We start from the raw sequence: 19090 nt of genomic DNA on the forward strand, positions 1-19090 counted from the left end.
ACCGGGCGGCCCTTAAAGCCGCCCGGTTTTTTTATGGATAAATGCATATCTCCTGTGGGAGCGAGCCTGCTCGCGAATGCGGCGTATCAGTCGACATCTATAGTGAATCTGAATCCGCTTTCGCGAGCAGGCTCGCTCCCACAGGGGGCAACGGTGATTTCATAATCAGTGATGCGGATATCTGACCCACAGGTTTACAATCCACGCTCCTGATCAGGAGTAACCCCCGTGCTGACTCATCTCGATTCCCAAGGTCGCGCCAACATGGTCGACGTCACTGAAAAAGCCGTGACGTTCCGTGAAGCGACGGCCCAGGCGCTGGTGCGCATGCTCCCCGAAACCCTGCAGATGATTGTCAGCGGCGGTCACCCCAAGGGTGACGTATTCGCCGTGGCACGCATCGCCGGAATCCAGGCGGCGAAGAAAACCAGCGATCTGATTCCTCTGTGCCACCCGCTCATGCTGACCGGCGTCAAGGTCGAACTCAGCGCCGAAGGGGATGACAGCGTGCGCATCGTTGCCCGCTGCAAACTGTCCGGGCAGACCGGCGTCGAAATGGAAGCGTTGACCGCTGCCAGCGTCGCCGCGCTCACCATCTACGACATGTGCAAGGCCGTTGACCGCGGCATGGTCATCGAAAGCGTGCGTCTGCTGGAAAAAGTCGGCGGCAAGAGCGGCCATTTTCAGGCGGAGCAGCCATGAAACTGACTGTGAAGTTTTTCGCCCGCTACCGTGAAGCGCTCGGCGTGGATTCGGTGACGGTTGAAGGTGATTTCGCAACGGTCGATGATGTCCGGACGCTACTGGCGCAACGTGACGGCGCCGACGTGTTGAGCGAGCAGAACCTGATGTGCGCGCGCAACGAAGACCTCTGCCAGCTCGACGAGCCGGTGGTCGATGGCGATGAAGTAGCGTTTTTCCCGACCGTGACCGGAGGCTGAGCGATGGCCATTCGCGTGCAGGCCACGCCGTTCGATCCGGGCGCTGAAGTCAATGCGATGCACGCGGCCAATGTCGGTGTCGGTGCGGTGGTGAGTTTTGTCGGCTACGTGCGCGACTTCAATGATGGCCTCGATGTAGCCGGCATGTTTCTCGAGCACTATCCCGGCATGACCGAGAAAGCCCTGGGCAAGATTGCCATCGAAGCCGAGCAGCGCTGGCCGTTGCTGAAACTGGAAGTGCTGCACCGCATCGGCGCGCTGGAGCCGGGCGAGCCGATCGTGTTTGTCGGCGCCGCCAGCGCTCATCGCCAGGCAGCGTTCGATGCCTGCGCCTTCGTCATGGACTACCTGAAAACCCGCGCGCCGTTCTGGAAGAAAGAAAACACCAGCGACGGGCCACGCTGGGTCGAAGGGCGGGACAGTGATCATGCGGCTGCGGATCGCTGGAAGAAATAATCCCGGTAGCGCTCTGCAGTCAGTCTTCGCGAGCAGGCTCGCTCCCACAGTTGAAATGCGTTCCCCTGTGGGAGCGAGCCTGCTCGCGAAGACGCCATTTGCAGCACAAAGATCTCCCTTCTTGCGCGATTGACGGTATGTACATATAAGTCCAGTATGGATTTAACAGTACGAAAAGGCGTCTTTCTTAGCGCTTAAAGCTTGCCGCTCGTAGCTGCTCTTCTTGCCAAACCAACAACAACTTTGCGAGAGAACGAACATGAAGAAACTCCCCCTCATCACCGGCCTGGCCCTTAGCCTGTTGGCGTCGACCTGTGTGTTCGCCGCCGAGAAAACCCTGCGCATCGGCATCGAAGCCGCGTATCCACCGTTTGCCTCAAAAACCGACAAGGGCGAGATCGTCGGTTTCGACTACGACATCGGCAATGCCCTGTGCGCGCAAATGAAGGTCAAGTGCGTGTGGGTGGAAGGGGAGTTCGACGGTCTCATTCCTTCTTTGAAAGTGAAGAAGATCGACATGGCGCTGTCGTCGATGACCATCAACGAAGACCGCAAGAAGTCGGTGGATTTCAGCCACAAGTACTACTTCACGTCATCGCGACTGGTGATGAAGCAAGGCGCCAGCGTCGACGACCAGTACGCCAGCCTCAAAGGCAAGAATGTCGGCGTACAACGCGCAACCACCACTGACCGTTACGCCACTGAGGTGTTTGAACCCAAGGGCATCAACGTCAAGCGCTACAGCAACAATGAAGAGATCTACATGGATTTGGCGGCAGGGCGTCTGGATGCGATTTTCGCCGACACCATTCCATTGAACGACTTTCTGTCGATGCCGCGCGGCCAGGGTTATGCGTTTGTGGGGCCGGAATTGAAGGATCCGAAGTATGTCGGCGAAGGCGCGGGGATTGCGGTGCGCAAAGGTAATGGAGAGCTGGTCAGCCAGTTGAACAGCGCCATCGACGGCATTCGCGCGAGCGGCGAATATCAGAAGATTTCCGAGAAGTATTTCAAGTCTGATATCTACGGCGACTGATAGTTAGCTATCGCTGGCAAGCCAGCTCCCACAGGTTCGGCGGTCGACACTAATTTTGTGTGTGACGCAACTACTGTGGGAGCTGGCGTGCCAGCGATGGGGCCATATCTATCACCGCCAATGTCTAGCCCTTCAATTCCTTCAGGTGCTTGTACACCGTCGCCCTGCCCATGTTCAGCACGTTAGCCACGTAGTTCGAGGCACTCTTGCCCTTGAACGCGCCCTCGGCGTGCAAGGCCAGCACCAGTTCACGTTTGTGATCGCGGGTCAGCAGGTTCAGGCTCAGTTGGCGCTCGCGCAACCAGGCGTGGAGGAACGTGTTGATGCGTTCCTGCCAGTCATCGCGAAACAGTGAATCCGGTTGCGGGATCAGTTTGCTCGGTGAGAGGAATAGGTCCAGCGCAGCCTTGGCGTTCTCGAACAGCGAGATATTCAAATTGATGCACAGTACCGCCAGCGGCAAACCTTCGCTGTCGCGCAGCACGCTGCTCAGGCTGCGAATCTTCTGGCCATCCCAATTGAGCTTTTCGTACGGGCCGATGTTGCGGTCGCTGACGTCCTCGCTGAGCATGTCCTCCAGCGACGAATCGTCGCCGATCTCGCGTTTGGAAAGGTTGTTGGCGATGTAATCGACTTTTTGCGTGCGCAGGTCGTGCAGCACCACTTCGGCATGGGGAAAGAACAACGTGGCGATGGCGTCGGCGATGGCGCGAAAGTTATCCAGCGCCGGGTCGAATTCAGGGGCAGTCATGACAGTGGAGCTCCAGGCAGCGTCAGCGCCCCTTGTACCGGGGCGCCGCGAGTGTGCCGCAATCTTTTGGACGAGTCACCCCGACAAGCGTTCAAGCAAGTCGGGCAGGGGAGAGCATGGCGCTGTCCAGGCCGAACTCATGCAGGTGCTCGGGCAACGGCTCGCCGCGCACCAGCGCCGCACTGGCCTGACCCATCGCCGGCGACGTCTGGATGCCGTAACCCCCTTGCGCGGCGACCCAGAACAGCCCCGGCACCTGTGGGTCAAAACCGCTCAGCAAATCACCATCAGCAACGAAACTGCGCAATCCGGCCCAGGTGCGGGTCGGACGGCGGATGGTTAATGTGGTGGCCTCTTCGATCTGGTAGATGCCCATGGCGATGTCGAGTTCTTCCGGCTGTACATCGTGAGGCTCGACCGGGTCGGCATTGGCCGGCGAGCCGAGGAACATGCCGGCGTCGGGCTTCATGTAGAACGATTCGTCGAGGCTGACCAGCATCGGCCAGTGATGAATGTCCACGCCTTCAGGGCCGGCGAAGATAAACGCGGCGCGGCGTTTCGGTTGCAGGCCCAATGGTTGCGCCCCGGCCAGAGTGCCGATCCTGTCGGCCCAGGCGCCAGCGGCGTTAATGATGACAGGGGCGCTGAATGTCTGACCGTTGGTTTGCACCTGCCAGAGGCCATCGGGATCGCGGCTCAGGCCGAGCACTTCGCAATCGGTGTGCACTTCGCCGTTGTTGCGACGGATGCCGCGCAGGTAACCCTGGTGCAGCGCGTCAGTGTCGATGTCGCAGGCCGAAGGGTCGTAGATCGCGCCGTGGACTTTTTCCCGGCGCAGGATCGGCAGGCGCGCGCAGGCTTCGTCGGCGCTGAGCAGTTGCATCTGCGGTACGGTGGCTTTGGCGCTGAGGTATTGGTTGTTCAGTTCGGCAGGGTCGCCGATGAAGTCCACGGTCATCTCGCCGCGCGGGGTCAGTAACGGGTGCTCGCAGAAACCGCTGGGAGGGTTGTCGAAAAAATCGCGGCTGGCCTGAGTCAATGCACGGACCTGTGCGGTGCCGTAGGCGGCGGTGTAAAGCGCGGCGGAGCGACCGGTGGAGTGATAGCCGGGATGGGTTTCACGCTCGAGCACGATCACTTTGCCGTGCGGCGCCAGCCAGAACCCGGTAGAAGCGCCGGCAATCCCGCCGCCGATGATGATGAAATCTGCGTGGGTCATGTAGGTCTCCAGTGGGTACGCAATATCAAGGCGTTCGCTAGTCCGTTGTGGGAGCGAGCCTGCTCGCGAAGCGGTGTATCAGTCGACATCTTCGGTGAATGTCAGACCGCATTCGCGAGCAGGCTCGCTCCCACAGGGGATTTTTGGCGTTAGTGGGTTAAGTGATAAACCGCATTGGCGAGGGCAATGTCTTCCAGGCCCAAGCCGATTGAACGGAAGAACACGTGACGGTCGTAACCCGGGCGCTGCACTTTTTCGCTGAGTAATTCCGCCAGATCACCCACAATCGAATCCTGGCTCCAGCCGTGCTGTTCGGCGGCAATCAACATCTCACCCGCCGATCCCGGCGTGGTCAGACGATAATCGCAGAACACCTGCATGCCGTTCAGGCTCTGCGGCGGCACTTCGTGGGCACGGGGGGCATTGGTGCTAATCGAGGTGATCAGCGCCGGTTTGCGCAATTGCACCGGATCGATCACGGGCCCGGCGGAAGACGTGCAGAGCATGATCACGTCAGCCTCGGCGATGGCCGTTTCGCGACTGTCGGTGATGTTCAATTCGGGGGCGATGGTTTTCAACACGGCCCGTGTTTCAGTGTCTTCGCGCAGAGACGGCGAATACAGGCTGATGCTCTGCCAGTCGCGCAAAGATTTCACGTAATGCAGATGCGCCTGGGCAATCTTGCCGCTGCCGATGATCGCCAGTCGTTGGGCATTCGATGGCGCGAGGGCATCGATCGCTACGGCCGTGGTCGCGGCGGTGCGGGCGGTTGTCAGTTCGCCTGCATCACAAAGCAACAGCGGTTGGCCGGTTTTCATCGACATCAACAATGTCCACGCCGTCACCAGCGGGCCTTGCTCGCGAACGATGTACGGCGAAGTCTTCACGCCGTAGACACCGTCCTCTGCCAGCACACCCAGATAATTGATGAAGTCGCCGGCACCCTGCGGGAATTCCACCCATTGCTGTGCCGGCTGGACAGCGTTGCCTGCCGCCAGATCGCGGAACAGCTTTCTCAGGATCTGTGGCACATCGACGCGGGCCAGTAGCTCACGGGCCTGGGCTTGATCGATCACGTAAGGCGCGCTGGACATGTCGGACTCCAAAACTAAACTTATTTTTCCATTATGGACTTTTAGTTCTGGCGAGCAACTGCCGGACGAAAAAAAAGCGCAGTTCGTTTCCGGCTGCGCTTTTTCATTTCGCGGTGCTTACTGCGGACGCTTGCGCTCAACCGCGCGCAACAGATGCGTCGGCGGCGTTTCACAGCTGATCTTACGGCCGAGCTTTTCTTCGATGGACGGCAACTGATAGGAGTCGTCTTCGCCGGCAAAGCTGATCGACACGCCATCGGCGCCTGCGCGACCTGTACGGCCGATGCGGTGCACGTAATCGTCCGGTACTTCCGGCAGAGTGAAGTTGATCACGTGGCTGATGCCGTCAATGTGAATGCCGCGACCGGCCACATCGGTGGCCACCAGCACACGAATCTTGCCTTCGCGGAAACCTTCCAGGGTCTTGATGCGCTTGTGTTGCGGTACGTCGCCGGACAGTTGCGCGGCGTTCACACCGTCACGCACCAGGCGCTCTTCGATACGGCGCACTTCGTCCTTGCGGTTGGCGAACACCATGACGCGCTCCCAACCGTTGTCGTTGATCAGGTTGTAGAGCAGCTTGTACTTGTCGGCACCGGCTACGGCGTAGATGTGTTGCTCGACGTTGTCGCTGGCGACGTTGAGTGATTCGATTTCGACAATGGACGGGTCGGTGGTCCATTGCTTGGCCAGGTTCATCACGTCTTCGGTGAAGGTCGCGGAGAACAGCAGGGTCTGGCGCTCGGACTTCGGCGGAGTCTGGCGAATGATCTGGCGCACCTGCGGGATGAAACCCATGTCGAGCATGCGGTCGGCTTCGTCCAGCACCATCACTTCGACCATGTCCAGGTGCACGTCGCCGCGCTGGTTGAAGTCGAGCAAACGGCCCGGTGTGGCGACGAGGATGTCGCAATGGCGCGCTTCGAGGTGCTTGAGCTGCTTGTCGAAATCCATGCCGCCCACAAAGGTCATCACATTCAGGCCGGTGTACTTGGTCAGGTCGGCAGCGTCCTTGGCGATTTGCACCACCAGCTCGCGGGTCGGCGCGATGATCAGCGCACGGGGCTCGCCCATGTAGCGTTCTTTCGGCGGCGGAGTCTGCAACAGCTGCGTGATGATGGAAATCAGGAACGCGGCGGTCTTGCCGGTGCCGGTCTGCGCGCGACCGATGGCATCTTTGCCGGCGAGCGTGAAGCCCAGCACCTGCGCCTGGATCGGTGTGCAATACGGGAAGCCCAGGTCCTGAATGGCATGCATCAGTTCAGGAGACAGATTGAAATCATGAAAGCGGGTTTTGCCTTCCTGTGGCTCGACGACAAAGTCTTCGAGTTTCCACGGAATCACCGGGGCCTTGGGCTTCGGTTCGCGACGCGGTCTGGCCGGTGCCGGTGCCGGCGCTTCGCTGCGTGCGGGCTCGGCTGCGATTGACTCGGCAGCGGCAGGTTTTGGAGGCTGTTTCGGCGTTGCGACGGGAGCGGGGCGGTCGGCCGGAGGGGCATCGTTGCGATGACCGGGGGCGTGCGACGGCGCGCTGGGAACTGGCGCGAGCTGCTCAGCCTCGCTTTTACCGAACATTTTCTTGAGTGCTTTGAGCACGGTCATCTCATCAATTGATTAAGGAATGTACGCCGGCCAGTGTAATGCAAGAAACGGGCGCGGCGTAGTAGGAGGGATCAATGGGCAGGCATTGGCTGCAAAATCAGCGCAGGCGATCGCTCAACCAGGCACCGATGTCGCGAATCTCTTCAGGTAACACTTCGTGCTCCATTGGGTATTCCTGCCATGTCACGGTGACACCATGGGCCTTCAGGTACTCATACGCCGTGCGCCCCATCGAGTTCTGCACCACGTTATCGAACTGACCGTGCAGTGACAGCACGGGAATGCGCTGCTGACTGGCGGATAACTCCAAGTCTTCGCTGAAAGTCGGCGCGTAGGTCGACAGCGCCAGTACACCACCCAACGGCCCCTGCCATTTCAAGAAAGCGGTGTGTAACACCACGGCGCCCCCTTGGGAAAATCCGGCCAGGAAGATCCGCGAAGCGTCTATTCCGCTGGCGCGCTCGCTTTCGATCAGTTCGATGATGCGTTGCGCCGACCCGTCCAGTTCGTCAAGGTCAATCGCTCGCGCCGGGCTCATTGCCTTGATGTCGTACCAGCTGGGCATGGCATAACCGCCATTTATCGTCACTGGACGTGTCGGCGCCTGTGGCAAGACAAAACGTGTGCTCAGCAGGGTTTCCTGCAATGCCTCGGCCACCGGCAGGAAGTCATAGCGGTCGGCGCCGAGGCCGTGCAGCCAGATCACGCAGGCGTCTGCGGGCTTAACAGGCTGAAGAATCAAGGGCTCGGTCATGTCTGCTCCAAAAATGTGCGGGCGCTCTTAATAAGTGCGTGACGACGGTGCGCGCCCGGTTGATCCGTTAAGAAGATGTCGCAAGGTTACAAGTTTTGCTATTGACCTGTCGCACAAACCCTTCGGCGACCGGTGTGGTACGGGCTTTGCTATGGAGGACTCTGTACGAAGCGTCCTACGTGTGGCGGTAACACTATCAGTGTACGACTCGCGAGGGGATGGCAACGAATCCGGTGATGGATGTTCGCCAATGGCCGCTACGGGCTTTGCGAACGTGAAAGGGCTACAGCCCGTTCGGCCGATTGGTGAGAGGCGGATCTGCGGTTAACGGAGAGCCGCCTGTAAAACTCATAGCGAAGGTCCAGCGTCGGTTGACCCCAAAAAAAGCCAACACGGGTCGACAACGCCTCAAAAGGGTGCGACTGGACTCAAGCTCCGACACAACAAGAGCAAAACTGGAGGTTTGAATGAAGATGTTGAAATCCACTCTGGCGATCGTGACTGCAGCAGCAGTACTCGGTGTCAGCGGGTTCGCTCAGGCGGGTGCAACCCTGGATGCGGTACAGAAGAAAGGTTTCGTGCAGTGTGGCGTGAGCGACGGTCTGCCGGGCTTCTCGGTACCGGATGCGACCGGCAAGATCCTAGGCATCGACGCCGACGTCTGCCGCGCTGTGGCCGCTGCCGTTTTCGGCGACGCGACCAAGGTCAAGTTCAGCCAGTTGAACGCCAAGGAGCGTTTCACCGCGCTGCAATCGGGCGAGATCGACATCCTGTCGCGCAACACCACCATGACCAGCTCCCGTGACGCGGGCATGGGCTTGAAATTCCCGGGCTTCATCACCTACTACGACGGCATCGGTTTCCTGGTAAACAACAAGCTGGGCGTGAAAAGCGCCAAGGAACTGGACGGTGCAACCATCTGCATCCAGGCCGGTACCACCACCGAGCTGAACGTTTCCGACTACTTCCGTGGCAACGGTCTGAAATACACCCCGATCACTTTCGACACCTCCGATGAAAGCGCCAAGTCGCTGGAATCCGGTCGTTGCGACGTGCTGACCTCCGACAAGTCCCAGCTGTTCGCCCAGCGCAGCAAGCTGGCCTCGCCGAAAGATTACGTGGTTCTGCCGGAAACCATTTCCAAGGAGCCGCTGGGTCCGGTCGTGCGTAACGGCGACGACGAGTGGCTGGCCGTTGTCCGTTGGGTCGGCTACGCGCTGCTCAACGCTGAAGAGGCAGGCATCACTTCCAAGAACGTCGAAGCTGAAGCCAAGTCGACCAAGAATCCTGACGTGGCCCGTATGCTCGGCGCTGACGGTGAGTACGGTAAAGACCTGAAACTGCCGAAAGACTGGGTTGTTCAGATCGTCAAGCAAGTCGGCAACTACGGTGAAATCTTCGAGAAAAACCTCGGCAAGAGCACTCCGCTGGAAATCGACCGTGGCCTGAACGCCCTGTGGAACAACGGCGGCATTCAGTACGCACCACCAGTGCGCTAATGGTTCTATCACCCGGCGGGCCAACCGCCGGGTGATGTTCTTGTTCCATTTCTTCCGGGGCACTTCATGCAAAATTCAATCGGCGCACCAAAGCAGAGGCTCAGCCTCAGCGATCCACGAGTGCGTGCGTGGCTATTCCAGATCATCACCGTTGTGGCGGTGGTCTCGCTTGGCTGGTACCTGTTCGACAACACACAAACCAACCTTCAGCACCGGGGCATTACCTCCGGTTTCAGCTTTCTGGAGCGCAGTGCCGGGTTTGGCATCGCTCAACACCTGATCGACTACACCGAAGCGGACAGTTATGCCCGGGTGTTTGTCATCGGCTTGCTCAACACCCTGCTGGTGACCTTTATCGGCGTGATTCTGGCGACGATTCTCGGCTTTATCATCGGTGTGGCGCGGCTGTCGCAGAACTGGATCATCGCCAAACTGGCGACGGTGTACGTGGAAGTATTCCGCAACATTCCGCCACTGCTGCAGATTCTGTTCTGGTACTTCGCGGTATTCCTGACGATGCCGGGACCGCGCAACAGCCACAACTTCGGCGACACCTTCTTCGTCAGCAGCCGTGGCCTGAACATGCCGGCCGCCCTGGCTGCGGACGGCTTCGCAGCGTTCGCGATCAGCGTCGCGGTGGCGATCGTCGGCATCGTGCTGATGTGCCGCTGGGCCAACAAGCGCTTTGAAGAAACCGGGGTGCCGTTTCACAAGTTCTGGGTGGGCCTGGCGATTGCGCTGGTGATTCCGACCCTGTGCGCGCTGATCTTCGGCGCTCCGCTGCACTGGGAAATGCCTGAGCTCAAGGGCTTCAACTTTGTCGGCGGCTGGGTATTGATCCCGGAACTGCTGGCGTTGACCCTGGCCCTGACCGTATACACCGCGGCGTTTATCGCCGAGATCGTGCGTTCGGGGATCAAGTCGGTCAGCCATGGCCAGACCGAAGCCGCCCGTTCCCTCGGCCTGCGCAACGGTCCGACGCTGCGCAAGGTGATCATCCCGCAAGCCCTGCGCGTGATCATTCCACCGCTGACCAGCCAATACCTGAACCTGGCGAAGAACTCCTCGCTGGCGGCCGGTATCGGTTACCCGGAAATGGTTTCGCTGTTCGCCGGCACGGTGCTCAACCAGACCGGTCAGGCGATCGAGGTGATTGCCATCACCATGAGCGTGTACCTGGCGATCAGTATCAGCATTTCCCTGCTGATGAACTGGTACAACAAGCGCATTGCGCTGATCGAGCGGTAAGGAAAAGCGCATGAGTACTCATACTTTCAAACCTGACATGCCTCCACCGAGCAGCAGCATCGGCGTGGTCGCGTGGATGCGCGCGAACATGTTCTCCAGCTGGCTCAACACCCTGCTGACCCTGTTTGCGTTTTACCTGATCTATCTGGTGGTCCCGCCAATCCTGAGCTGGGCGATTCTGGATGCCAACTGGGTCGGCACCACCCGCGCCGACTGCACCAAGGAAGGCGCCTGCTGGGTGTTCATTCAGCAGCGTTTCGGCCAGTTCATGTACGGTTACTACCCGGCGGATCTGCGCTGGCGCGTGGACCTGACCGTGTGGCTGGCGGTGATCGGCGTGGCGCCCCTGTTCATCTCGCGCTTCCCGCGTAAAGCGGTGTACGGTCTGAGCTTTCTGGTGGTGTATCCGATCGTGGCCTGGTGCCTGTTGCATGGCGGCGTATTCGGCCTGGCCCAAGTGTCGACCAGCCAGTGGGGCGGTCTGATGCTGACGCTGGTGATCGCCACTGTCGGTATCGCCGGAGCCTTGCCGTTGGGCATCGTGCTGGCGCTGGGACGACGTTCGAACATGCCGGCGATTCGTGTGGTCTGCGTGACCTTCATCGAATTCTGGCGCGGCGTGCCGTTGATCACCGTGCTGTTCATGTCCTCGGTGATGCTGCCGCTGTTCCTGCCTGAAGGCATGAACTTCGACAAGCTGCTGCGGGCGCTGATTGGCGTGATCCTGTTCCAGTCGGCCTACGTGGCCGAAGTGGTGCGCGGCGGTCTGCAAGCGATTCCCAAAGGTCAGTACGAAGCGGCCGCAGCGATGGGCCTGGGTTACTGGCGTTCGATGGGCCTGGTGATTCTGCCGCAAGCCCTGAAAATGGTGATCCCCGGCATCGTCAACACGTTCATTGCGCTGTTCAAGGACACCAGTCTTGTGATCATCATCGGCCTCTTTGACCTGCTCAACAGCGTCAAGCAAGCCGCTGCCGATCCGAAATGGCTGGGCATGGCCACCGAAGGCTACGTGTTCGCCGCCCTGGTGTTCTGGATTTTCTGTTTTGGTATGTCGCGCTATTCCATGCATCTGGAACGCAAGCTCGACACTGGCCACAAGCGTTAGGAGTTCTCTGTAATGAGCGAAGCAATCAAAAAGCCTGTGAGCCCTGAAGGCATCATCCAGATGCAGGGCGTCAACAAGTGGTACGGCCAGTTCCACGTGCTGAAAGACATCAACCTCAACGTCAAGCAGGGCGAGCGAATCGTGTTGTGCGGCCCGTCGGGCTCCGGCAAGTCGACCACTATTCGCTGCCTCAACCGTCTGGAAGAGCACCAGCAGGGCCGCATCGTCGTCGATGGCGTGGAACTGACCAACGACCTCAAGCAGATCGAAGCGATCCGCCGCGAAGTCGGCATGGTGTTCCAGCATTTCAACCTGTTCCCGCACCTGACCATTTTGCAGAACTGCACGCTGGCGCCGATGTGGGTGCGCAAGATGCCCAAGCGCAAGGCCGAGGAAATCGCCATGCATTACCTGGAACGCGTACGCATTCCGGAGCAGGCGCACAAATATCCAGGCCAATTGTCCGGTGGTCAGCAACAGCGCGTGGCCATCGCCCGTGCCCTGTGCATGAAGCCGAAAATCATGCTGTTCGATGAACCGACTTCAGCCCTCGATCCAGAGATGGTGAAGGAAGTTCTGGACACCATGATCGGCCTGGCCGAAGACGGCATGACGATGCTCTGCGTGACCCACGAAATGGGCTTCGCCCGTACCGTGGCCAACCGCGTCATCTTCATGGACAAGGGCGAGATCGTTGAACAGGCGGCGCCGAATGACTTCTTCGATAATCCGCAGAATGACCGGACGAAGCTGTTCTTGAGTCAGATTTTGCATTGATTGTTGATGAGTAAAAACCAACCCGGCCCTGTGCCGGGTTGTTTTTTGGGGGGGGTCAGGAGACGGAAAGGGATTCGTGTTCTTTGTGGACGATGTGCTTGAAACCTCGTAGGTCTGCGCCTTCTGCCAGGGTCTGGATATCGGCGAGCATGTAGGGGTATCGATCCAGCAGGCGCATCAGCAGCACCAACGCTTTTGGTGGAAGTAATTCACCCCGCTCGTAACGAGAGAGCGCGTTATGCCCGCCACCGGAGAGTAGTTGCACCGTCTCCTTTTGCGTCAGGTGCAATTTGCGTCGAATACGTTTCATCTCTGCGCCGATCATCTGCCTGGCAGCGATAACCAGATCATCGCCTGCTTCCGTATAGCGTTCCGCGCTATCGGTGTTTTCATCCCACTCTACTTCCCCGCACTGTTGGCATTCCCAGCCAGCAAGATCATTTACACGGCGCTCCATGCCTTTGACACTCAGGGTTTCGCCGCGGCCCTCGAAATGCCTCATTCCCTCACGGGCACCACAGCTGAAACATTGCCGGGTTTTCATGGGTTTTTCTCCTTGAAGGAGATTACCGGTGCGCCGCCGGTGGGGCGGTATGTCACCTTGATGTAAATCTCCAGATCTTGTGAATGGGTGTGATACACGTCCTGCCAGATTCGATGATCGTCGTAGCTGGTCATCGACTTGTACAACATCTTGTTCTGCAGCCCGAAAACGATTTCTTGCATCTCTCTGATGCTAAAGCCCAGAAGATCGCCGGACTCTGCCGAGCTTCTGGTAAAGGCTCTTCTTCCAAGTCGCCTGACTTCAGCCTTTATCACCGCCAAGTCGTAATGGGGTGTGTTCTTTTCCATAAGAAACCAAGACCCCGTCCCTGAAATTACCCTTAAAGGGTAATTTTGACCAATCGAAAATACCGCTCCATGTGTCTCCGATTGACCCTAGGTGGTTGCCGTCCTACACGGGTCTGACTAACATGTCAGAAAATTCATCCTATGATTGGATGAAAAGGCGAGTCGCATGTCAGACATATCTCCACTTGTTAAGCGGTCCCTGGTCGATCAGGCCCTGGAACAGTTACGCCAGCGCATCAACAGCGGTGCCTGGCAAGTCGGTGAGAAACTGCCGACCGAGCCTGAGCTGTGCGCCGAGCTGGGTATCAGTCGTAACACCGTGCGTGAAGCCATGCGCGTGTTGGCGTTTTCCGGGTTGATTGAGATTCGTCAGGGCGACGGCAGTTATCTGCGCGCGCTGGTCGATCCGCTGGACACGCTCAAGGCGCTGTCCCGTTGTTCGCTGGAGCAGGCCCGGGAGACCCGGCACATCCTTGAAGTCGAGGCTATTGGTCTGGCGGCATTGCGCCGCACGGACGAAGACCTGATCGCCTTGCGCGAAGCGCTCGGTACGAGTGGCAGCCATTACCACGGCGATCTCGATACCTACATCGCTTGCGATCTGGTGTTCCACCGCCGGCTGGTCGACGCCGCGCACAATCCGACCCTCAGCGAGTTGTATCGCTACTTCTCCAGCATCGTCGGCGCGCAATTGCGTCAGACCCTGAACATCTCCCCGCGCCGTCAGGAAGTGTTCGACCTGCACATCGAATTGCTCGATGCCGTCGAACAACGCGACCCGGAACGGGCCAAAGCCTTGTCGAGGCAGTTGATCAATGAACCTTGAAACCGAGAAATCCATGCCCCGCAACGAGATATCCACATCCGCGAAACGCACGGCAGAGCTCGAAGAGCTGCTGATTGATGCGGAGGCAGACGACGAGCAAGTGCAACAAAGCCATCCGCTGGTTCGGCGACCATGGTTGTTATTGCTGGGATTGATTCTGGTGGCGCTTAACCTGCGTCCGGCGCTGTCGAGCATGGCGCCGCTGCTCAGCGATGTATCAAAAAGCCTCGGCCTTTCTGCCGCGCAGGCCGGATTGCTGACCACGCTGCCGGTGCTCTGCCTCGGTTTGTTCGCACCGCTGGCGCCGATCCTGGCTCGTCGTTTCGGCGCCGAGCGAGTGGTGCTTGGCATCCTGCTGACGTTGGCTGGTGGCATCATCCTGCGCAGCAACTTCGGCGAGATCGGCCTGTTCGCCGGCAGCGTGCTGGGCGGCGCCAGCATCGGCATCGTCGGCGTGCTTCTGCCGGGCATCGTCAAACGCGATTTCGCCAAACACGCCGGCACCATGACCGGCGTCTACACCATGGCCCTGTGCCTGGGCGCTGCGATGGCCGCGGGCTCGACCGTGCCATTGAGCGAGCACTTCGATAACAGTTGGGCGATGGGCCTGGGTTTCTGGGTGATTCCTGCATTAGTGGCCGCGGTGTTCTGGCTGCCGCAGGTCGGCAAGCAGCACGGTTCGCACAACGTGGCCTACCGCGTGCGTGGCCTGCTGCGTGATCCGCTGGCCTGGCAAGTAACGTTGTACATGGGGCTGCAATCGTCGCTGGCCTACATTGTGTTTGGCTGGTTGCCATCGATCCTCATCGGTCGTGGCCTGACGCCGACACAGGCCGGGCTGGTGCTGTCCGGTTCGGTGATCGTCCAGCTCGCCAGTTCCCTTGCCGCGCCGTGGCTGGCAACGCGCGGCAAGGATCAGCGTCTGGCGATCGTCGTGGTCATGGCGCTGACCCTTGGCGGTCTGTTCGGTTGCCTCTATGCACCGATCGAAGGCCTGTGGGGCTGGGCAATTCTGCTGGGTCTGGGGCAGGGCGGCACGTTCAGTCTGGCATTGACACTGATCGTGCTGCGCTCGCGGGATTCACACGTGGCGGCGAACCTGTCGAGCATGTCCCAGGGCTTCGGCTACACCCTGGCGTCGATGGGGCCGTTCGCGGTCGGTATCGTGCATGACTGGACGGGTGGCTGGAATGCCGTGGGCTGGATATTCGGGATTGTCGGTACCGGTGCAATCATTGCCGGCCTCGGCGCCGGGCGCGCGCTGTACGTGCAGGTCGAGAGCGAAAAAATCTGAATGCGACGATGGCAAATGTGGGAGCGAGCCTGCTCGCGAATGCGGGTGTGTACGATCGTTCCCACGCTCTGCGTGGGAATGCAGCAAGGGACGCTCTGCGTCCCCGAGCCGACCAGAGCGTCGGGAGAGGCGTCACCACGCAGAGCGTGAGAACGATCAGTTAGAAGCTTGACCGAATGCCGATAGTGTTTCTGCGCTCGGCAGATTATGGTGCTGGCAATCTGTAACTCTTTTCCTTGGAGATTGCCTTGAGCGAAGCCCACAGCGCGATGATCACCCGGTTCTACGAAGCTTTCCAGCGTCTGGATGCCGAAGCCATGGCGGCCTGCTATACGGACGACGTGGTCTTCAGCGATCCGGCCTTCGGCGAACTGCGCGGTCGCGACGCCGGCGACATGTGGCGCATGCTTACCACACGCGCCAAGGATTTCTCGCTGACCTTCGACAACATCCGCGCCGATGAACGCAGCGGCGGCGCCCATTGGGTGGCGACTTACCTGTTCAGTCAGACCGGCAACACCGTGGTCAACGATATCCAGGCGCGCTTCGTGTTCCGGGACGGCAAGATCTGTGAGCACCACGATCATTTCGATCTTTGGCGCTGGTCGCGTCAGGCGCTCGGTTTCAAAGGTTTGTTGCTGGGCTGGACGCCGCTGGTGCGCAACGCCTTGCGGGCTCAGGCGCGCAAGGGACTGAAGGCATTTCAGGCCGGTCGCTGATAAGATCGCGTCCTGTTTCCTACGTGCCTTGATCCCGAAGTGACCAGCCTCAGCGAAAAATCTGTCGATGTTGCCGAACCGGTGAGCAAACCTTGGTTCGTCTACCTCGTCCGCGCCGCCAACGGTTCGTTGTATTGTGGGATCAGTGACGATCCGGTACGCCGCTTCGCCAAGCATCAGAGCGGTAAAGGAGCGCGTTTTTTTCTCTCCAGTCCGGCGATGGCGTTGGTCTATACCGAGCGCTGCCGCGACAAAAGCGACGCGCTGCGTCAGGAGCGGTTGATCAAAAAGCTCAGGAAAAGCGCCAAGGAATGTCTCGTCGCGTCTTATCAATCTGACTGATTGGTTCCCATCAGGCGGATCTGTAGGCCTGTCACGCAATGCGCGTTAAGCTGCGGATTCACTTTCCAGCGGCGGAGCCGAGCATGTCCGAGTTGATTCTGCACCATTATCCGACCTCTCCTTTTGCCGAAAAGGCCCGTCTGCTGCTGGGCTTCAAAGGTTTGTCCTGGCGTTCGGTGCATATTTCCCCGGTAATGCCAAAACCGGATCTGACCGCTCTGACCGGTGGCTACCGCAAGACGCCGGTGCTGCAGATCGGCGCCGATATCTATTGCGACACTTCGCTCATTGCGCGCCGCCTTGAGCAGGAAAAAGCCCTGCCTGCGTTTTTTCCCGAAGGCCAGGAAATGACCAGTGCCAGCTTCGCGACGTGGGCCGATTCGGTGGTGTTTCAACATGCGGTGAGTCTGGTGTTTCAACCGGAGTCGGTGGCGGTGCGTTTCGGCAAGTTGCCGCCGGAAGCGATCAAGGCGTTTCTGACCGACCGCGCCGGGTTGTTCAGCGGCGGCAGCGCCACGCGTCTGTCAGCCGAGCAGGCCAAGCATCAATGGCCGACGATCATGGCGCGACTCGAGCAACAGTTGCAGCGCGAGCAGGGCGACTTTCTGTTCGGTGCGCCATCGATTGCCGACTTCGCATTGGCACATCCGCTGTGGTTCCTTAAGGCGACGCACGTGACGGCGCCGTTGGTGGATGAATATCCTGCGGTTGCGGCATGGTTGGGTCGGGTGCTGGGGTTCGGTCATGGCGCGGCGAGCGAGATGTCTTCCGAAGAGGCGCTGGAAGTGGCTCGTAGCTCGACGCCTGCGGCATTGCCGGTTGAGACATTTGTTGAACCGAACGGCTTCACGGTCGGCCAGCAGGTGGCGATTTGCGCGACAGATTATGGTGTTGATCCGGTGATGGGGGAGTTGCTGTTTGCCGGGAGCGAGGAGTTGATCATCCGTCGAGAAGACGAACGTGGCGGCGTGGTGCATGTGCACTTCCCGCGCTTTGGTTTCCGTATCGAAGCCAAGTGATTGACAACTATTGTGGCGAGGGAGCTTGCTCCCGCTGGGCGGCGAAGCGGCCCTCGCTTTCAGGCGAGAGCACGTTTGCAGGTTTTACGACTGCTGCGCAGCCGAGCGGGAGCAAGCTCCCTCGCCACAGGTTATGCGTTACTTCAGGGCAGCGAGGATCTCGTCCTGATCGAATCCGCGAATCAGCGTGCCGTTCACATCGATCAGCGGAATCCCGCGCCCGCCCAATGCCTCATACGCCTTGCGCGCTTCGGCATCCTTCTCGATATCAAACTCTTTGAACGGTATGCCCTTGCTGTCGAGAAAACGCTTGGTTTGCTTGCAGTAGCCGCACCAGTCTGTGGCGTAGAGCACGACGTTGGCCTGCGCCCTTGTCTGCTCAGAGACCGTTTGCGACGGGTTGAACAGCCGCTCGATCTTGCCCCAGTTCTGGTAAACCACAACCACCAGCAGAACCAGCGCGACCTTCTTCAGCACATTGCCGAGCATCAGTTACGCCGCTTCAACTGATCGGTGAGCGACGTCGGCAGGCCTTTGATGATCAGGGTGCCATTCTCTTCGTCATACTCGATCTTCGAACCCAGCAGATGCGCTTCGAAGCTGATCGACAAGCCTTCGGCGCGGCCGGTGAAGCGCCGGAATTGATTGAGGGTGCGTTTGTCCGCCGGAATTTCCGGCGACAGGCCGTAGTCCTTGTTGCGAATGTGATCGTAGAAGGCTTTCGGGCGTTCTTCGTCGATCAGTTCCGACAGCTCTTCAAGGCCCATCGGTTCGCCGAGCTTGGCCTGGCTGCTGGCGTAATCCACCAACGTCTTGGTTTTCTCGCGCGCGGACTCTTCCGGCAGGTCTTCGCTTTCAACGAAGTCACTGAACGCCTTGAGCAGCGTGCGCGTCTCGCCGGGGCCGTCGACGCCTTCCTGACAGCCGATGAAGTCGCGGAAGTATTCCGAAACTTTCTTGCCGTTCTTGCCTTTGATGAACGAAATGTACTGCTTGGACTGCTTGTTGTTCTGCCATTCGGAGACGTTGATCCGCGCTGCCAGATGCAATTGGCCAAGGTCAAGATGGCGCGACGGGGTGACGTCCAGCTCATCTGTCACCGCCACGCCTTCGCTGTGATGCAGCAGGGCAATCGCAAGGTAATCGGTCATGCCCTGCTGGTAGTGAGCGAACAGCACGTGACCACCCACCGACAGGTTCGACTCTTCCATCAGTTTCTGCAGATGCTCGACCGCGACTTTGCTGAACGCGGTGAAGTCCCTGCCGCCCTCCATGTACTCCTTCAACCAGCCGCTGAACGGGAATGCGCCGGACTCGGGATGGAACAGACCCCAGGCTTTGCCCTGTTTGGCGTTGTAGCTCTCGTTGAGGTCGGCAAGCATGTTTTCGATGGCGGCTGACTCGGCCAGTTCGGAATCGCGCGCGTGCAAAACTGCGGGTGTGCCGTCGGGTTTTTTGTCGATCAGGTGGACGATGCAATGACGGATCGGCATGGGCTTCTCGGCTGTTGGAAGGGAGGAGGGCAGGCTCCCCCGAAAAAGCGCTCAGTGTAC

General features: G+C 59.4%; 22 protein-coding genes. 13 read left to right on the forward strand and 9 right to left on the reverse strand.

What is annotated here, in order from left to right; translation table 11 throughout:
* Positions 1 to 228: 228 nt before the first annotated feature.
* The 4 genes from moaC (at position 229) to HU727_RS17655 (ending at position 2433) form a co-directional block, all read left to right on the forward strand.
* Entirely contained in the window at positions 229 to 702 is a 474-nt protein-coding gene (gene moaC / locus HU727_RS17640) for a cyclic pyranopterin monophosphate synthase MoaC (RefSeq protein ID WP_095138249.1), read from the forward strand.
* Positions 699 to 941 carry a MoaD/ThiS family protein gene (locus tag HU727_RS17645; protein ID WP_186532804.1) on the forward strand — a complete coding sequence of 81 codons (243 nt, stop codon included), beginning with the start codon at positions 699 to 701 and terminating at the stop codon, positions 939 to 941. The genes moaC and HU727_RS17645 overlap by 4 nt, the downstream gene beginning before the upstream one ends.
* A 3-nt stretch (positions 942 to 944) precedes the next feature.
* Positions 945 to 1397 (forward strand): molybdopterin synthase catalytic subunit MoaE, encoded by a 453-nt coding sequence (gene moaE, locus HU727_RS17650; protein ID WP_038357637.1) that lies wholly within the window; start codon positions 945 to 947, stop codon positions 1395 to 1397.
* 259 nt (positions 1398 to 1656) lie between these two features.
* Positions 1657 to 2433, forward strand: coding sequence for an ABC transporter substrate-binding protein (locus HU727_RS17655; protein ID WP_186532805.1), 777 nt, complete (start codon positions 1657 to 1659; stop codon positions 2431 to 2433).
* A gap of 124 nt (positions 2434 to 2557) precedes the next feature.
* Here the strand turns inward: HU727_RS17655 and HU727_RS17660 are convergent, their stop codons facing one another.
* The 5 genes from HU727_RS17660 to HU727_RS17680 all read right to left on the reverse strand — a co-directional run bounded on the left by HU727_RS17660 (position 2558) and on the right by HU727_RS17680 (position 7853).
* Positions 2558 to 3184, reverse strand: coding sequence for a helix-turn-helix transcriptional regulator (locus tag HU727_RS17660; RefSeq protein ID WP_102900621.1), 627 nt, complete (start codon positions 3182 to 3184; stop codon positions 2558 to 2560).
* Positions 3185 to 3275: 91 nt separating this feature from the next.
* Complete coding sequence (locus tag HU727_RS17665) at positions 3276 to 4403, reverse strand: NAD(P)/FAD-dependent oxidoreductase (RefSeq protein WP_186532806.1); 1128 nt, start codon at positions 4401 to 4403, stop codon at positions 3276 to 3278.
* Between the two features lie 149 nt (positions 4404 to 4552).
* A complete protein-coding gene (locus HU727_RS17670) occupies positions 4553 to 5497 on the reverse strand; it encodes an ornithine cyclodeaminase family protein (RefSeq protein WP_186532807.1) in 945 nt (314 codons plus the stop codon).
* Positions 5498 to 5614: 117 nt separating this feature from the next.
* On the reverse strand, positions 5615 to 7099 hold the full coding sequence (gene rhlB, locus HU727_RS17675) for an ATP-dependent RNA helicase RhlB (RefSeq protein WP_186532808.1): 1485 nt from the start codon (positions 7097 to 7099) through the stop codon (positions 5615 to 5617).
* 97 nt (positions 7100 to 7196) lie between these two features.
* Complete coding sequence (locus tag HU727_RS17680) at positions 7197 to 7853, reverse strand: alpha/beta hydrolase (RefSeq protein ID WP_186532809.1); 657 nt, start codon at positions 7851 to 7853, stop codon at positions 7197 to 7199.
* 467 nt (positions 7854 to 8320) lie between these two features.
* Between HU727_RS17680 and HU727_RS17685 the strand changes: the two genes are divergently transcribed.
* From HU727_RS17685 to HU727_RS17700, 4 genes are all read left to right on the forward strand, one after another.
* Complete coding sequence (locus tag HU727_RS17685; protein ID WP_186532810.1) at positions 8321 to 9352, forward strand: amino acid ABC transporter substrate-binding protein; 1032 nt, start codon at positions 8321 to 8323, stop codon at positions 9350 to 9352.
* Between the two features lie 66 nt (positions 9353 to 9418).
* Complete coding sequence (locus HU727_RS17690; RefSeq protein WP_186532811.1) at positions 9419 to 10600, forward strand: amino acid ABC transporter permease; 1182 nt, start codon at positions 9419 to 9421, stop codon at positions 10598 to 10600.
* A gap of 10 nt (positions 10601 to 10610) precedes the next feature.
* Positions 10611 to 11708 carry an amino acid ABC transporter permease gene (locus HU727_RS17695; RefSeq protein ID WP_186532812.1) on the forward strand — a complete coding sequence of 366 codons (1098 nt, stop codon included), beginning with the start codon at positions 10611 to 10613 and terminating at the stop codon, positions 11706 to 11708.
* Positions 11709 to 11720: 12 nt separating this feature from the next.
* Positions 11721 to 12485, forward strand: a complete 765-nt coding sequence (locus HU727_RS17700; RefSeq protein ID WP_042730176.1) for an amino acid ABC transporter ATP-binding protein — start codon at positions 11721 to 11723, stop codon at positions 12483 to 12485.
* Between the two features lie 55 nt (positions 12486 to 12540).
* On the opposite strand, the gene HU727_RS17705 is transcribed toward HU727_RS17700, so the two are convergent.
* Positions 12541 to 13029, reverse strand: coding sequence for a type II toxin-antitoxin system MqsA family antitoxin (locus HU727_RS17705; protein WP_186532813.1), 489 nt, complete (start codon positions 13027 to 13029; stop codon positions 12541 to 12543).
* On the reverse strand, positions 13026 to 13337 hold the full coding sequence (locus HU727_RS17710) for a type II toxin-antitoxin system MqsR family toxin (RefSeq protein WP_186532814.1): 312 nt from the start codon (positions 13335 to 13337) through the stop codon (positions 13026 to 13028). Before HU727_RS17710 ends, HU727_RS17705 begins: the two co-directional genes overlap by 4 nt.
* Before the next feature lie 166 nt (positions 13338 to 13503).
* Between HU727_RS17710 and HU727_RS17715 the strand changes: the two genes are divergently transcribed.
* The 5 genes from HU727_RS17715 (at position 13504) to HU727_RS17735 (ending at position 17537) form a co-directional block, all read left to right on the forward strand.
* Positions 13504 to 14163, forward strand: a complete 660-nt coding sequence (locus tag HU727_RS17715) for a FadR/GntR family transcriptional regulator (RefSeq protein ID WP_186532815.1) — start codon at positions 13504 to 13506, stop codon at positions 14161 to 14163.
* Complete coding sequence (locus HU727_RS17720) at positions 14153 to 15457, forward strand: CynX/NimT family MFS transporter (RefSeq protein ID WP_186532816.1); 1305 nt, start codon at positions 14153 to 14155, stop codon at positions 15455 to 15457. Before HU727_RS17715 ends, HU727_RS17720 begins: the two co-directional genes overlap by 11 nt.
* Positions 15458 to 15705: 248 nt before the next feature.
* The gene (locus HU727_RS17725) at positions 15706 to 16176 is read left to right on the forward strand and encodes a nuclear transport factor 2 family protein (RefSeq protein WP_186532817.1); all 471 of its coding nucleotides are present in this window, start codon (positions 15706 to 15708) and stop codon (positions 16174 to 16176) included.
* A gap of 39 nt (positions 16177 to 16215) precedes the next feature.
* Positions 16216 to 16518: a GIY-YIG nuclease family protein gene (locus HU727_RS17730; RefSeq protein WP_186532818.1), complete on the forward strand. Its 303-nt coding sequence runs from the start codon at positions 16216 to 16218 to the stop codon at positions 16516 to 16518.
* An 83-nt stretch (positions 16519 to 16601) separates the two neighbouring features.
* Complete coding sequence (locus HU727_RS17735) at positions 16602 to 17537, forward strand: glutathione S-transferase family protein (protein WP_186532819.1); 936 nt, start codon at positions 16602 to 16604, stop codon at positions 17535 to 17537.
* A gap of 138 nt (positions 17538 to 17675) precedes the next feature.
* On the opposite strand, the gene HU727_RS17740 is transcribed toward HU727_RS17735, so the two are convergent.
* Both HU727_RS17740 and yejK read right to left on the reverse strand, forming a co-directional pair.
* Positions 17676 to 18026 (reverse strand): glutaredoxin family protein, encoded by a 351-nt coding sequence (locus HU727_RS17740; RefSeq protein WP_186532820.1) that lies wholly within the window; start codon positions 18024 to 18026, stop codon positions 17676 to 17678.
* Complete coding sequence (gene yejK / locus HU727_RS17745; RefSeq protein ID WP_186532821.1) at positions 18026 to 19030, reverse strand: nucleoid-associated protein YejK; 1005 nt, start codon at positions 19028 to 19030, stop codon at positions 18026 to 18028. The genes HU727_RS17740 and yejK overlap by 1 nt, the downstream gene beginning before the upstream one ends.
* Positions 19031 to 19090 lie beyond the last annotated feature (60 nt).

The organism is Pseudomonas khorasanensis (genome assembly GCF_014268505.2).
Taxonomy (GTDB): Bacteria; Pseudomonadota; Gammaproteobacteria; order Pseudomonadales; family Pseudomonadaceae; genus Aquipseudomonas; species Aquipseudomonas khorasanensis.

What these genes read in the sequence shown, in the direction of transcription:
- HU727_RS17645 (WP_186532804.1), top strand. Translation starts at nt 699, where the DNA reads ATGAAACTGACTGTGAAGTTTTTCGCCCGCTACCGTGAAGCGCTCGGC.
- moaE (WP_038357637.1), top strand. Translation starts at nt 945, where the DNA reads ATGGCCATTCGCGTGCAGGCCACGCCGTTCGATCCGGGCGCTGAAGTC.
- HU727_RS17655 (WP_186532805.1), top strand. Translation starts at nt 1,657, where the DNA reads ATGAAGAAACTCCCCCTCATCACCGGCCTGGCCCTTAGCCTGTTGGCG.
- HU727_RS17660 (WP_102900621.1), bottom strand. Translation starts at nt 3,184, where the DNA reads ATGACTGCCCCTGAATTCGACCCGGCGCTGGATAACTTTCGCGCCATC.
- HU727_RS17665 (WP_186532806.1), bottom strand. Translation starts at nt 4,403, where the DNA reads ATGACCCACGCAGATTTCATCATCATCGGCGGCGGGATTGCCGGCGCT.
- HU727_RS17670 (WP_186532807.1), bottom strand. Translation starts at nt 5,497, where the DNA reads ATGTCCAGCGCGCCTTACGTGATCGATCAAGCCCAGGCCCGTGAGCTA.
- rhlB (WP_186532808.1), bottom strand. Translation starts at nt 7,099, where the DNA reads ATGACCGTGCTCAAAGCACTCAAGAAAATGTTCGGTAAAAGCGAGGCT.
- HU727_RS17680 (WP_186532809.1), bottom strand. Translation starts at nt 7,853, where the DNA reads ATGACCGAGCCCTTGATTCTTCAGCCTGTTAAGCCCGCAGACGCCTGC.
- HU727_RS17685 (WP_186532810.1), top strand. Translation starts at nt 8,321, where the DNA reads ATGAAGATGTTGAAATCCACTCTGGCGATCGTGACTGCAGCAGCAGTA.
- HU727_RS17690 (WP_186532811.1), top strand. Translation starts at nt 9,419, where the DNA reads ATGCAAAATTCAATCGGCGCACCAAAGCAGAGGCTCAGCCTCAGCGAT.
- HU727_RS17695 (WP_186532812.1), top strand. Translation starts at nt 10,611, where the DNA reads ATGAGTACTCATACTTTCAAACCTGACATGCCTCCACCGAGCAGCAGC.
- HU727_RS17700 (WP_042730176.1), top strand. Translation starts at nt 11,721, where the DNA reads ATGAGCGAAGCAATCAAAAAGCCTGTGAGCCCTGAAGGCATCATCCAG.
- HU727_RS17705 (WP_186532813.1), bottom strand. Translation starts at nt 13,029, where the DNA reads ATGAAAACCCGGCAATGTTTCAGCTGTGGTGCCCGTGAGGGAATGAGG.
- HU727_RS17710 (WP_186532814.1), bottom strand. Translation starts at nt 13,337, where the DNA reads ATGGAAAAGAACACACCCCATTACGACTTGGCGGTGATAAAGGCTGAA.
- HU727_RS17715 (WP_186532815.1), top strand. Translation starts at nt 13,504, where the DNA reads ATGTCAGACATATCTCCACTTGTTAAGCGGTCCCTGGTCGATCAGGCC.
- HU727_RS17720 (WP_186532816.1), top strand. Translation starts at nt 14,153, where the DNA reads ATGAACCTTGAAACCGAGAAATCCATGCCCCGCAACGAGATATCCACA.
- HU727_RS17735 (WP_186532819.1), top strand. Translation starts at nt 16,602, where the DNA reads ATGTCCGAGTTGATTCTGCACCATTATCCGACCTCTCCTTTTGCCGAA.
- HU727_RS17740 (WP_186532820.1), bottom strand. Translation starts at nt 18,026, where the DNA reads ATGCTCGGCAATGTGCTGAAGAAGGTCGCGCTGGTTCTGCTGGTGGTT.
- yejK (WP_186532821.1), bottom strand. Translation starts at nt 19,030, where the DNA reads ATGCCGATCCGTCATTGCATCGTCCACCTGATCGACAAAAAACCCGAC.